The organism is Curtobacterium sp. NPDC089185 (genome assembly GCF_040685235.1).
GTDB lineage: Bacteria > Actinomycetota > Actinomycetes > Actinomycetales > Microbacteriaceae > Curtobacterium > Curtobacterium citri.
Genome location: NZ_JBFBHK010000015.1, coordinates 48,821 through 62,002 on the forward strand (window position 1 = coordinate 48,821; position 13,182 = coordinate 62,002).

The following is a 13,182-nucleotide window of genomic DNA, read 5'->3' on the forward strand; positions in this document are numbered from 1 at the left end:
CGGAGTCCCTCGTGTTCGACGTCTTCGTCGTCGCCGGTGTCCTCGCCGTGTTCGGTGTGGTGGCACTCATCGCCAAGGGGGTGGAGCGACTGTGATCGTCGTCACCATCGCCGCCGCCGTCCTCGGCATCGCATCGGTCGTCTACCTGGTGTGGGCACTGGTCCACCCGGAGCGCTTCTGATGGCGGGCTCCGCTGCCGACACCTGGGCCGGCATCGCCCAGGTCGCCACGCTCGTCCTGCTCCTCGTCGTCGCGTACCGACCGCTCGGCGACTGGATGGCCCGCGTGTACACCCCGACGAAGCACGCCCGCCTGGAGCGCGGTGTGTACCGGGTGATCGGTGTCGACCCGGACGCCGAGCAGTCCTGGCCCGCGTACCTGCGCGGCGTGCTGCTCTTCAGCGCCGTCGGGGTCCTGCTCGTGTACCTGCTGCAGCGCATCCAGGTCGTGCTGCCCGGTGACCTCGGGCTGCCGAACGTCGGACCGGCGCTCGCGTTCAACACCGCGGCGTCCTTCGTGGCGAACACGAACTGGCAGTCGTACTCGCCCGAGGCCACCGTCGGCTACACCGTGCAGATGGCGGGCCTGGCGGTGCAGAACTTCCTGTCCGCCGCGGTCGGTCTCGCCGTCGCCGTCGCCCTCGTGCGCGGGTTCGCACGCCGGAGGTCGGGCACGCTCGGCAACGTCTGGGTCGACGTCGTCCGCGGCACCGGTCGGCTCCTGCTCCCGGGCGCCTTCGTCTTCGCGATCGTGCTGGTCGCCGGCGGCGTCGTGCAGTCGTGGGGCGGCGGGGTGGACGTCACGACGCTCGCGGGCGGCACCCAGCACATCCCCGACGGCTTCGTCGCGTCGCAGGAGGCGATCAAGGAGCTCGGCACGAACGGTGGCGGCTACTTCAACGCCAACTCGGCGCACCCGTTCGAGAACCCGCAGGCGTGGACGAACCTCGTCGAGGTCTTCCTCATGCTCGTCATCCCGTTCTCGCTGCCCCGGACCTTCGGACGCCTCGTCGGGGACGACCGCCAGGGGTACGCGATCCTCGCCGTGATGGGCGCGATCTTCCTCGTGTCGCTCTCGGTGATGTCGATCGCCGAGCTCGCGGGCGGCGGCAGCGCCACCCAGGCGGCCGGTGCCGCGATGGAGGGCAAGGAGGTGCGCTTCGGCATCCTCGGCACGACCCTGTTCGGCACGACGTCGACCGCCACCTCCACCGGTGCGGTGAACGGCATGTTCGACAGCTTCACGCCGATCGGCGGCATGATGGCGCTCGTCAACATGATGCTCGGCGAGATCAGCCCCGGCGGTGTCGGGTCCGGTCTCTACGGCATGCTCGTGCTCGCCGTCATCACGGTGTTCATCGGTGGGCTCCTGGTCGGCCGGACGCCGGAGTACCTCGGCAAGAAGATCCGCGCCCGCGAGATGACCTTCGCCGCGCTGTACATCCTCGTCACGCCGACCCTGGTGCTGCTCGGCACGGGACTGTCCCTGGTGATCCCGGGCGTCCGCGAGCAGGTCCTCGGCACGAGCATCTTCAACCCGGGCAACCACGGGCTCTCCGAGCTGCTCTACGCCTTCACCTCGGGCGCGAACAACAACGGCTCGGCGTTCGGCGGTCTGACCGCGAACACGACGTGGATGAACTCCGCGCTCGGCGTCGTGATGCTGCTCGGCCGCTTCGTCCCGATCGCGCTCGTCCTGGCGCTCGCCGGGTCGCTCGCGGCGCAGGACAAGGTGCCGGCGACCGTCGGCACGCTGCCCACGCACCGGCCGCTGTTCATCGGCCTGCTCGGTGCGGTCGCCGTGATCGTCACCGCACTCACCTACTTCCCCGTGCTCGCCCTGGGCCCGCTCGCGGAGGCCCTCTCCTGATGGGAACCGAACCCGTGTCCACCCCGACCACCCCGTCCACCGCGACCGCCGAGGCGGAGGCGAGCAGCGCCTCCCGGCCGGTCACCCGCTCGTCCGCGTTCGGACCCCGCCAGCTGGCGGCCGGTCTGCCGGGCGCCCTGCGCAAGCTCGACCCGCGCCTGATGTGGCGGAACCCCGTCATGTTCATCGTCGAGGTCGGCGCCGCGCTCACCACCGTCACCGCCTTCGTCGAACCGTCCGTGTTCACCGCCGCGATCGCGGTGTGGCTCTGGCTCACCGTCGTCTTCGCGAACCTGGCCGAGGCGGTCGCCGAGGGGCGGGGCAAGGCCCAGGCCGACACGCTCCGCAAGACCCGCTCCACGACCTCGGCACGACGCGTCCTGCGCTGGGACGCCGCCGACGCCGCCGCGCTGACGAACGAGACCGAGGACATCGCCTCGGTCGACCTGGCCAAGGGCGACGTCGTGGTCGTCGTGGCGGGCGAGGTGATCCCCGGCGACGGCGACGTCGTCGAGGGCATCGCGAGCGTCGACGAGTCGGCGGTCACCGGTGAGTCCGCTCCCGTCATCCGCGAGTCCGGCGGTGACCGGAGCGCCGTCACCGGCGGGACCCGCGTGCTGTCCGACCGGATCGTCGTGCGGATCACGTCGACGCCCGGCGAGACCTTCATCGACCGGATGATCCGGCTCGTCGAGGGTGCGGCCCGGCAGAAGACGCCGAACGAGATCGCGCTGAACATCCTGCTCGCCTCGCTGTCGATCGTGTTCGTGATCGTCTGCCTGACCATGCAGCCCATCGCCGGCCTGGTCGGTGCGACGGTCAGCGTGCCGGTGCTCATCGCCCTGCTCGTCTGCCTCATCCCGACGACCATCGGGGCGTTGCTCTCCGCGATCGGCATCGCCGGCATGGACCGCCTCGTGCAGCACAACGTCCTGGCGATGTCCGGCCGGGCGGTCGAGGCCGCCGGCGACATCACGACGCTGCTCCTCGACAAGACCGGCACGATCACGTACGGCAACCGCCGGGCCTCCCGCTTCGTGCCGGTGCCCGGGGTGACCGAGGCCGACCTCACGGCCGCCGCCGCGCTGTCCAGCGCCGCGGACGGCACGCCCGAGGGCCGCTCGATCGTCGACCTCGCGCTCGCCGCCGGAGCCGCCACGGGCCTGCCCGCCGGGGCCGTCGAGGTGCCGTTCACCGCGCAGACCCGCATGTCCGGGCTCGACCTGGCCGACGGGTCGCAGATCCGCAAGGGCGCAGCAGCGGCCGTGCTCGCCTGGGCCGGTCCCGCCGACGCCGCGGTCGTCGCGTCGATCGACGCCACCGTCGCCGAGGTCTCCGACCAGGGCGGGACGCCGCTCGTCGTCGGACGCCGCTCGCCCGACGGGTCGGTCGCGCTGCTCGGCGTCGTGCACCTCAAGGACGTCGTGAAGGAGGGCATGGCCGCCCGGTTCGCCGAGCTCCGGAGCATGGGCATCCGCACGGTGATGATCACCGGCGACAACCCGCGCACCGCGAAGGCGATCGCCGCCGAGGCCGGGGTCGACGACTTCCTCGCCGAGGCCACACCGGAGGACAAGCTCGCGCTCATCAAGCGGGAGCAGGAGGGCGGCAACCTCGTCGCGATGACCGGCGACGGCACGAACGACGCCCCGGCCCTGGCGCAGGCGGACGTCGGCGTGGCGATGAACACCGGCACGACCGCTGCGAAGGAGGCCGGCAACATGGTCGACCTCGACTCCGATCCGACGAAGCTCATCGACGTCGTCCGGATCGGGAAGCAGCTGCTCATCACCCGCGGGGCGCTCACCACGTTCTCGATCGCCAACGACATCGCGAAGTACTTCGCGATCATCCCGGCGATGTTCCAGCTGGCGTTCCCCGGCCTCGCGGCGCTCAACGTCATGGGGCTGCACAGCCCGGCGTCGGCCATCCTGTCGGCCGTCGTCTTCAACGCCCTCGTCATCGTGGCGCTCATCCCGCTCTCGCTGCGGGGCGTGCGCTACCGGGCGGCCTCGGCGTCGTCCGTCCTCGGACGCAACCTGCTCGTCTACGGGCTCGGCGGCGTCATCGTCCCCTTCATCGGCATCAAGCTGATCGACCTCGTGGTCGGTCTCATCCCGGGGTTCTGAACCATGGCTTCCTCCTCCCGTTCCTTCTTCCGTTCCACCGGTGTGGCGATCCGTCTCACCCTGCTGTCCACCGTCGTCCTCGGCGTCGCCTACCCGCTCGCGGTGTGGGGCGTCGGGCAGGCCGCCTTCCACGACCAGGCGAACGGCTCGATGGTGACCGACTCCTCCGGGAAGGTCGTGGGCTCGTCCCTCATCGGGCAGTCGTTCGACGGGTCGTCGTCCGCGCGGTGGTTCCAGTCGCGTCCGAGTGCCGCCGGCGAGAAGGGCTACGACGCGAACGCCTCGTCCGGCTCGAACCTCGGACCGAACAACCCCGACCTGGTGAAGTCCATCGAGGAGCGTCGGGCCGCCGTGGCGGAGGCCGACGGGGTGTCCGCCGCGGACGTCCCCGCGGACGCGGTCACGGCGTCCGGTTCCGGTCTCGACCCGGACATCAGCCCGGAGTACGCGCGGCAGCAGGTGTCCCGCGTCGCCGAGGTCCGCGGGCTGTCGGAGTCGGCGGTCCGGAGACTCGTCGACGAGCACACCGAGTCGCGCCAGCTCGGGTTCCTCGGCGAACCGGTCGTGAACGTCCTCGAGCTGAACCTGGCGCTGGCCGCCGCACGCTGAGCGCGGGGCGCCGGAGCAGCGCGCACAACCGGAAGCACCTCGAACCACGGAACCGCGTGGCGCGACGTGCTTCCGGTTGTGCGAGGCCGCCCCGCACCACGGACGACCCCGGCCACCCACCACCGCACCAGCAGCGAACAGCGAGAGGATGAGCCCGTGAAGCGAGGCAAACTGCGGGTCCTGCTCGGCGCGGCCCCCGGCGTCGGCAAGACGTTCACGATGCTCGAGGAGGGCCACCGGCTCCGGTCCGAGGGCCGCGACGTCGTGGTCGCCGTCGTCGAGACCCACGACCGTGCCGCCACGGCCGCGCTCGTCGACGGCCTGGAGGTCGTCCCCCGTCGGGTCGTCGAGCACCGCGGGGTGGCCCTCGACGACATGGACCTCGACGCCGTGGTCGCCCGGGCGCCCGACGTGGCCCTGGTCGACGAACTCGCCCACACGAACGCGCCCGGCAGCCCGAACGAGAAGCGCTGGCAGGACGTCGAGGCGCTCCTCGCGGCCGGCATCAGCGTCATCTCGACCGTGAACATCCAGCACATGCAGTCCCTCGGCGACGTCGTCCGCGAGATCACCGGCACCGTGCAGCGGGAGACCGTGCCGGACGCCGTGGTGCGCGCCGCCGACCAGATCGAGGTCGTCGACCTGTCCCCGGCGTCCCTGCGCGAACGACTCTCCGACGGCCTCGTCTACCCGGCCGCCCGCATCGACGCCGCGCTGTCGAACTACTTCCGCCTCGGCAACCTCACCGCCCTGCGCGAGATCGCCCTGCTCTGGCTCGCCGACGAGGTCGACGACGCCCTGAAGGCCTACCGCGCCGAGCACGGCATCGACCACCGCTGGGAGACCCGCGAACGGGTCCTCGTCGCGCTCACCGGCGGTCCGGAGGGCGAGACGCTCCTGCGCCGCGGTGCCCGCATCGCCGCACGGAGCGCCGGCGGCGAGCTCGCCGCGGTCCACGTCACGACGAACGACGGGCTGCGCGAACGGCACCCCGGGGCCCTCGGCAAGCAGCGCACCCTGCTCGAGCAGCTCGGCGGCACCTACCACCAGGTGGTCGGCGACGACGTGCCGTCGACGCTCGTGCGCTTCGCGCGGTCGGTCGACGCCACGCAGATCGTCATCGGCGTCAGTCGTCGGAGCCGTCTGGCCGCGGCGATGACCGGGCCCGGGATCGGCAACACGGTCGTCCGCGAGTCCGGCGACATCGACGTCCACGTCGTCACGCACGAGCGGGCCGGCGGCGGGTTCGCGCTGCCGAAGCTCGGCGGCAGCCTGTCCCGAGGGCGGATCGTGGCGGCGTTCGCCGTGTCGCTCGTGCTCGGTCCGCTCCTGACCTGGCTGCTGTCCTTCGGCAACGACCCGGACGCCATCACGGTCGACGTGCTCGCGTACCAGCTGCTCGTGCTCGTCGTCGCGCTCACGGGCGGGATGTGGCCGGCGGTCTTCACGGCGGTGCTGTCCGGGCTGAGCCTCGACTACTTCTTCGTGCAACCCCTCTACATGGTCACCGTCCAGCAGCCGTGGCACCTCGTGGCCCTCGTGATGTACGTGATCAGCGCCGTCCTCGTCAGCTTCGTGGTCGACCGGTCCGCCCGCCGCAGCCGAACGGCACGTCGGGCGGCGGCCGAGTCGGGGCTCCTCGTCGGCATCGCCGGCAGCGTCCTGCGCGGCGACGACGCCCTGCAGGCGCTGCTCGACCGCACGCGCGAGGCCTTCGGGTTCACCGGCGTGCGGATCCGGCAGGGCGACGAGGTCCCGGCCACGTCGGGGACGTTCGCGGGGGAGCCGGACGCCACCACGGGCCTCCCGTCCGGCGCCGTCCTGGAGTTCGCGGGCGCGCCCGACGACCCGACCCAGCGCCGGTTGCTGCGCGTCGTCGAGCAGCAGCTCGACGCCGCCGTCGAGCACCGTCGGCTCACCCGCACCGCGGTCGACGCGGAGCGCATCGCGGCCGCGGACCGCGTCCGCAGCGCGATCCTCGCGGCCGTCGGGCACGACGTGCGGCGGCCGATCGCGGCCGCCTCGGCCGCCGTGCAGACGCTGCACGCCGCCGACATCCAGCTGTCGGCCGCCGACCGGGAGGCGCTGCTCACCACCGCCGACGAGAGCCTCCGTCAGCTGGCGGTGCTGCTGGCCGACCTGCTCGACGTCAGCCGCGTGCAGGCCGGGGTGCTCGCCGTGACCCCGCTGCCGACCGCGCTCGAGACGGTCGTCGCCCCCGCGCTCGACGAGCTCGAGCTCGGCCCGGACGACGTGGACCTCGACCTGCCCGGGGACCTGCCGCCCGTCCTCGCTGACCCCGGCCTGCTGCAGCGCGTGGTGGTGAACCTGCTCGCCAACGCGAGCCGTTACGCCCCCGAGGGCACCCGGGTCCGCGTCGCCGCGAGCGCCTTCGGCGGCGGTGTGGAGCTCCGCGTCGCCGACCACGGGCCCGGCATCCCGGAGGACCGGCGGGGCGATGTGTTCCAGCCGTTCCAGCGACTCGGGGACACCGACAACGACACCGGCCTCGGCCTGGGACTCGCCCTGGCGCGCGGGTTCACCGAGGGCATGGGCGGCACGATCGAGGTCGACGACACCCCGGGCGGCGGCCTGACCGTCGTCGTGCGGTTGCCGATCGCCGGACACCTGGGAGTGGATGTCAAGTGAGCACGAAGGTCCTCATCGCCGACGACGACGCGCAGCTCGTCCGGGCGCTCTCCGTCACGCTGTCCGCCCGAGGGTACGACGTCGCGACCGCGCGGGACGGCCGGGCCGCCATCGACGCCGTGATCACGGAGCGGCCCGACATCGTGCTGCTCGACCTCGGCATGCCCCGGCTCGACGGGATCGGGGTGCTCGAGGGCATCCGCGCCTGGTCGCAGGTGCCGGTGCTCGTGCTCTCCGGCCGGACCGACTCGTCGGACAAGGTCGACGCGCTCGACGCCGGTGCCGACGACTACGTGACCAAGCCCTTCCAGATGGACGAGCTGCTCGCCCGGCTCCGGGCCCTCGGGCGACGGCAGGCGACCGCGGCGGCCACCGCCGGCGCGACCCCGACCGTCACGATCGGGGACCTCGTGGTGGACCTCGTCGCGAAGCAGGTCACGCCGCCGACCGGGCCCGCGATCCGGCTCACCCCGACGGAGTGGCGACTGCTCGAGGTCCTCGTGACGAACCCGGGGCGGCTCATGACGCGCGAGATGCTCCTCACCGAGGTGTGGGGCCCGACGCACGGCAACGACTCCGGGTACCTCCGGCTGTACATGGCGCAGCTGCGACGGAAGCTCGAGCCGGAACCGTCGCACCCGCGGTACCTGGTGACCGAGTCGGGGATGGGGTACCGGTTCGCCCCGAACGGCGCGTGAGCCTGCTGTCGGGGAGGTGTCGGGAGCCTGTCGTGTCCGTGTCGTGGTGCTGTCGTGCCTGGCGTTCCTAGGCTCGGCACCATGAACGAGATGCGGATCGCCACCCTCCGACGCGAGCGGGGCTGGACCCAGGAACGACTGGCCGAGACGAGCGGGATCGCCGTCCGGACCGTGCAACGGCTCGAGCGGGGCAACGAGGCGAGCCTCGAGACGCTGTCGGCGATCGCCCGGGCGCTGGACGTGCCGGTGCGCGAGCTCTTCGCGGCGGAGGACGGTGCCGCGCTCGACGCTGGGGTCCGCGGTCTCGACGAGCGGACGGAGGCAGCGGCGGCGGCCGCAGCGTCCGACCAGGCGGCGCGCGACCGGTTCGTCGCCGGCTTCTGGTCGATGTCCACGGCCCTCGGTGTGCTGTTCGGCATCGTCACCGTGGTGCTCCTCGTCCTGCACGTGTGGTCGGCGCTGGTGTTCCTGCTCGTGGGGGCCTACTGGGCCGTCCGGTACCCGGTCGGTCGGTTCCTGCTCGACACCGTGATGGGCCCGCGGCTCGACCGCCGCTGGCCGCTGTCGCACGCGTCCGGCGCGCCGGTCCGTGCGGCTCGCTGAGCCGACGCCGGTCCGCGTCGGGCCGGAGGACGTCGACGAGGTGCACGCCTTCCTGTCGGCGTGCGACCTGACGGTCGCGGGCCTGTCCGATCCGGGCGTCCGTCTCTGGACGGTCCGTGATGCGGCCGGCACCGTCGTCGGCACCACGGGCTACGAGACCGGGCCGGACGGGAGGCACGCCCTCCTCCGCAGCGTGGCCGTCGGACCGACGCTGCGCGGCTCGGGCCGCGGGGCGGCGCTCGCCCGGTTCGCGATGACCGAGGCGTCGGCTGCTGGCGCACGGCGGGCCTGGCTGTTCAGCCGGCGGTCCGGCCCCTTCTGGCAGGGTCTCGGCTTCGTCGCCGCGGACCGGCAGGAGCTCGCGACGGTCCTCGCCGGGACGGCCCAGGTCGAGCTGTTCCGCTCCACCGGCCAGCTCGCGCGCGAGGTCGCCTGGAGCCGGTCGCTCGTCCCTTAGGGCCGTCCAAGGCTGCGCCGACGATCCGCGCACGTGGGGGTCGCACGCTCGGGGGCATGACCGAGACGATCCCCGCCGAGCGCCCGCGCCTCCTGCCGCCACCGACCCCGGGGCCACGTGCCCTCCGCGAGCGCCTGGCGGGGCTGGTCCGCGGTCGTGCGGACGCCGCGCGGTGGGAGCGCCCCGCGTTCCTCGGCCTGCTGCTGGTGACCGGCGTGCTGTACGTCGTGAACCTCGGCGTCAACGGGTGGGCCAACGCCTTCTACTCCGCGGCCGTGCAGGCGGGCAGCCAGAGCTGGGAGGCGTTCTTCTACGGCTCGTCCGACGCCGCGAACTCCATCACGGTCGACAAGCCGCCGGCGTTCCTCTGGGTGATCGGCATCTCCGTCCGCCTGTTCGGGCTGAACTCGTGGTCGATCCTCGTACCGCAGGCGGTCATGGGCGTGGCGTCGGTGGCGGTCCTGTACCGGATCGTCCGGCGGCGCTTCTCCGCCGGAGCCGCGCTCGTCGCCGGTGCGGTCCTCGCGACCACCCCGGTGGCGACCCTGATGTTCCGCTACGACAACCCGGACGCGCTCCTCGTCCTGCTGACGGTCGGCGCGATCGCCCTGACGCTCCGCGGCATCGAGTCCGGTCGGATGCGCTGGGTCGTCTGGACGGGGGTGCTCGTCGGGCTCGGCTTCCTGACGAAGCAGCTGCAGGCGTTCCTCGTGCTGCCGCCCCTGGTCGGCGTGTACCTCGTCGCGTCGCCCCGACCGGTGCTCCGACGGGTCGGGCACCTGCTCGCCGCGGCGCTCGCCGTGGTGGTCTCCGCCGGGTGGTGGGTCGCGATCGTCGAGCTCGTGCCGGCTTCGGCGCGGCCGTACGTCGGCGGTTCGCAGACGAACAGCTTCCTGGAGCTCACCTTCGGCTACAACGGCCTCGGTCGGGTCACCGGCGACGAGACCGGCAGCGTGGTGCCCGGCGGGACGACCGGCGCGGGGTCGTGGGGCTCGACCGGGCTGACGCGGCTGTTCGGCTCGGAGTTCGGCACGCAGGTGACGTGGCTGCTGCCGACCGCGCTCGTGCTGCTCGTCGTGGCGCTCGTCGCCGTCGGGGTCCGTCGGCGGCGTGACCCGCGGCTGGCCACGGTCCTGGTGCTCGGCGGCTCGCTGCTCGTCACCGGCCTGGTGTTCAGCTTCATGGGCGGGATCTTCCACCCGTACTACACGGTGGCGCTCGCGCCCTACGTCGCCGGGCTGGTCGGCATCGGCGCCGGGCTCCTCTGGCAACGACGCGAGGTGCTCGCCTGGCGCATCGTCACCGCCGGGGTCGTCGCGCTCTCCGGTGGGTGGTCGTTCGCGCTGCTGTCCCAGGCATCGTCGTGGCAGCCGTGGATCCGCTGGGTCGTCCTGGTGGCGACGATCGTCGGAGCGGTGCTCGTCCTGCTGCCGCCGCGTGGCCGGGGGCTGTCCGGGGCGACGGTGGCCGCGGTGCTCGTCGCGGCGCTGCTCGGGCCCACGGCGTTCTCGGTGCAGACCACCACGGTCGGACACACGGGGGCGCTGCCGACGGCCGGCCCGAGCGTCACGACGAGTGGGTCCGGCGGCGGTCGCGGTGGCATGCCCGGTGGTCAGGGCGGCCAGGGCGGCCAGGGCGGCCAGGGCGGTCCCGGCGGGCAGGGCGGGCCCGGCGGACAGGCAGGGCAGGCGGGTCCCGGTGGGCAGGGTGCACCCGGCCAGGCGACGAACGGCCGAGGCGTCGGACCGGCTGCCGGCGGTGGCGGTGGCGGCATGAACCTCCTCGGGGGTTCCACCGAGGTCCCGGACCCGGTCGTGGCCGCGCTCACCACGGACGCCGACGACTTCACGTGGGCTGCGGCGACCGTCGGCTCGAACAGTGCCGCGACCTACCAGCTCGCCACGGGCGACCCGGTGATGGCGATCGGCGGCTACAACGGCACCGACCCGGCCCCGACCTTGGCGGCGTTCCGGGCCCTGGTCGCCGCGGGGAAGATCCACTGGTTCATCGGTGGCTCGCGGTCGGGCAGCAGCAGCGGGAGCGACGCAGCCGAGCAGATCGCCGAGTGGGTCGCCGCTCACTTCGAGGCAACGACCGTCGACGGCGTCACGATGTACGACCTCACGCCGTCTTCCTGACCACGGACACCGCCGGTGCCGCCCGCCTCCTCCGGACAGGGCCGGGCGGTACCGTCGATCCGTGACGATCGAGCTGCGCCGGGTGACCGCCGAGGACTGGGCCGTCTGGCGCCCGGTCCGCCTCGCCGCCCTGGCCGACGCCCCGCGGGCGTTCGGCTCCCGCCTCGACGACTGGCAGGACGCGCCGGAGCACCGGTGGCGCACACGGCTGTCGCTGCCGGGAGCGGTCGACCTGCTCGCGGTCGAGGACGACGACGTCGTAGGGATGGCGAGCGGGGTCCCGGACCCGGACGACCCAGCGCTCGCCGAGCTCGTCTCGATGTGGGTCGCCCCGGACGCACGTGGCCGGGGGACCGTCGCACTCCTGGTGGACGCGATCGCCCGGTCGCTCACCGCGCAGGGTGTGGAGCAGCTCGAGCTGTCCGTGATGCCCGACAACGACCGCGCCCGCCGAGCGTACGAGCGCATCGGGTTCACCGCGACGGGCACCCTCGGCGACCGACTGCCGGACGGTCGGTACGAGACGGTCATGCGCCGCGACCTCACCGCCGAGCGCACGCTCCTGGCCTACGAGCGCGGCGCCGACCGCTACACGGATCGGACCGACGACCACCGCGCGGGGCTGGTCGACGACCTGCTCGCCCTCGTGCCCGCCCGCGCCCGCGTCCTGGAGCTCGGCTCCGGCCCCGGGCGTGACGCCGACGCACTCGAGTCGGCGGGCCTGCGCGTCGACCGCACCGACGGCAGCGTCGCGTTCGTGGACCGCCTCCGCTCGGCTGGACACGACGCCCGCGTGCTCGACGTCCGCCGTGACGGCTGGGGCGGCCCGTACGACGCCGTCTTCGCGAACGCCGTCCTGCTGCACGTCCCGCGGTCGGACACCGGTGCCGTGCTCGAGCGCGCACGAGACGCGGTCCGCCCCGGCGGGATCCTCGCGGCGACCGTGAAGCGGGGCGACGGCGACGGCTGGAGCGATCGCGGGCTCGACGACCCTCGCTGGTTCACGTACTGGGACGAGGACGCCCTCGCCGCTGCCGTCACGAGCGCCGGGTGGGCAGCCGTCGACGTGCGCGAGACCACCCGCCCCGGCGCCGAGGAGCGCTGGCTGACCGTGACGGCCCGTCGGCCGGAAGGGGACCGTCCGGACGAGGAGGACCGACCGTGAACCGTGCACTCCGCTGGACCGCCTGGGTCGTCGCCGTCGTGGTGCTGCTCGCGCTCGTGTTCCTGGTGTACGCGAACATCGTCATGCAGGGCACCCGGAGCGCCGCGCTCCAGGTCTGGCGCGACGACCGCGTGGCCGTCCGTGACGCCGACGACAGCGTCGTGATGACCCCGACCGGGACCGCCGACGGCACCGGGATCGTGTTCATCCCCGGTGCGAAGGTCGACCCCTACGCGTACCTGGCGACGTTCCGGCAGGTGGTCGCGAGCGGCACGACCGTCGTCATCACGAAGCCGACGCTCAACCTCGCGTTCTTCGACACCCGGCCGCTGGCGACGTTCGAGGCGCACGCCCCCGATGTGGCGACCTGGGCCGTCGGCGGGCACTCCCTCGGCGGGGTCCGCGCGTGCCAGCTCGCCCAGGACGCCGACGGGCTCCTGCTGCTCGGCAGCTACTGCGCGAACGACATCGCCCGCTCGTACGTCCAGGTCCTCAGCGTCTCCGGCTCCCGTGACGGCCTGTCGACGCCGGAGAAGGTCGCCGCCGCACGCGACGAGCTCCCCTCCACCGCGCGGATGGTCGAGATCGAGGGGGCGAACCACGCCGACTTCGGTGCGTACGGCGACCAGCCGGGTGACCGGACGGCGACGATCTCGCGCGAGGACGCTCGCCAGCGCATCAGCGCGGCGATCGAGGACTGGGTGCGCACGCTCCGCTGACGCGACCGCACGGACGGGAGGCGGGGGGGGGGGCGGGCCCCCCCCCCCCCGGGGGGGGGGGGGGGGGGGTGATAGCGGGCGGGGCCCCCGCCGTGGGGTCGGGGGGAAACGGGGGGGTTGGGGAGAAACGGGGCGCCCAGAAAAGG

At 73.3% G+C, this 13,182-nt stretch carries 11 protein-coding genes; all 11 read left to right on the forward strand.

Annotated features, from left to right (window positions below):
• Positions 1-91: 91 nt before the first annotated feature.
• The 11 genes from AB0N84_RS13750 to AB0N84_RS13800 all read left to right on the forward strand — a co-directional run bounded on the left by AB0N84_RS13750 (position 92) and on the right by AB0N84_RS13800 (position 13,036).
• Complete coding sequence (locus AB0N84_RS13750; RefSeq protein WP_058729515.1) at positions 92-181, forward strand: potassium-transporting ATPase subunit F; 90 nt, start codon at positions 92-94, stop codon at positions 179-181.
• On the forward strand, positions 181-1,869 hold the full coding sequence (gene kdpA / locus AB0N84_RS13755) for a potassium-transporting ATPase subunit KdpA (protein WP_182045301.1): 1,689 nt from the start codon (positions 181-183) through the stop codon (positions 1,867-1,869). The genes AB0N84_RS13750 and kdpA overlap by 1 nt, the downstream gene beginning before the upstream one ends.
• A complete protein-coding gene (gene kdpB, locus AB0N84_RS13760; protein WP_289458049.1) occupies positions 1,869-3,998 on the forward strand; it encodes a potassium-transporting ATPase subunit KdpB in 2,130 nt (709 codons plus the stop codon). The genes kdpA and kdpB overlap by 1 nt, the downstream gene beginning before the upstream one ends.
• A gap of 3 nt (positions 3,999-4,001) precedes the next feature.
• Positions 4,002-4,607, forward strand: coding sequence for a potassium-transporting ATPase subunit KdpC (kdpC, locus tag AB0N84_RS13765; RefSeq protein WP_182045303.1), 606 nt, complete (start codon positions 4,002-4,004; stop codon positions 4,605-4,607).
• Between the two features lie 156 nt (positions 4,608-4,763).
• Positions 4,764-7,256: an ATP-binding protein gene (locus tag AB0N84_RS13770; protein WP_182045304.1), complete on the forward strand. Its 2,493-nt coding sequence runs from the start codon at positions 4,764-4,766 to the stop codon at positions 7,254-7,256.
• Entirely contained in the window at positions 7,253-7,954 is a 702-nt protein-coding gene (locus AB0N84_RS13775; RefSeq protein WP_182045305.1) for a response regulator transcription factor, read from the forward strand. The genes AB0N84_RS13770 and AB0N84_RS13775 overlap by 4 nt, the downstream gene beginning before the upstream one ends.
• 81 nt (positions 7,955-8,035) lie before the next feature.
• The gene (locus tag AB0N84_RS13780; protein ID WP_182045306.1) at positions 8,036-8,557 is read left to right on the forward strand and encodes a helix-turn-helix transcriptional regulator; all 522 of its coding nucleotides are present in this window, start codon (positions 8,036-8,038) and stop codon (positions 8,555-8,557) included.
• Entirely contained in the window at positions 8,544-9,014 is a 471-nt protein-coding gene (locus AB0N84_RS13785; protein ID WP_182045307.1) for a GNAT family N-acetyltransferase, read from the forward strand. The genes AB0N84_RS13780 and AB0N84_RS13785 overlap by 14 nt, the downstream gene beginning before the upstream one ends.
• Before the next feature lie 56 nt (positions 9,015-9,070).
• Positions 9,071-11,152: a glycosyltransferase family 39 protein gene (locus AB0N84_RS13790; protein ID WP_363547258.1), complete on the forward strand. Its 2,082-nt coding sequence runs from the start codon at positions 9,071-9,073 to the stop codon at positions 11,150-11,152.
• 61 nt (positions 11,153-11,213) lie between these two features.
• A complete protein-coding gene (locus AB0N84_RS13795) occupies positions 11,214-12,317 on the forward strand; it encodes a GNAT family N-acetyltransferase (protein WP_363547261.1) in 1,104 nt (367 codons plus the stop codon).
• Positions 12,314-13,036: an alpha/beta hydrolase gene (locus AB0N84_RS13800; protein ID WP_363547264.1), complete on the forward strand. Its 723-nt coding sequence runs from the start codon at positions 12,314-12,316 to the stop codon at positions 13,034-13,036. The genes AB0N84_RS13795 and AB0N84_RS13800 overlap by 4 nt, the downstream gene beginning before the upstream one ends.
• Positions 13,037-13,182: the final 146 nt, after the last annotated feature.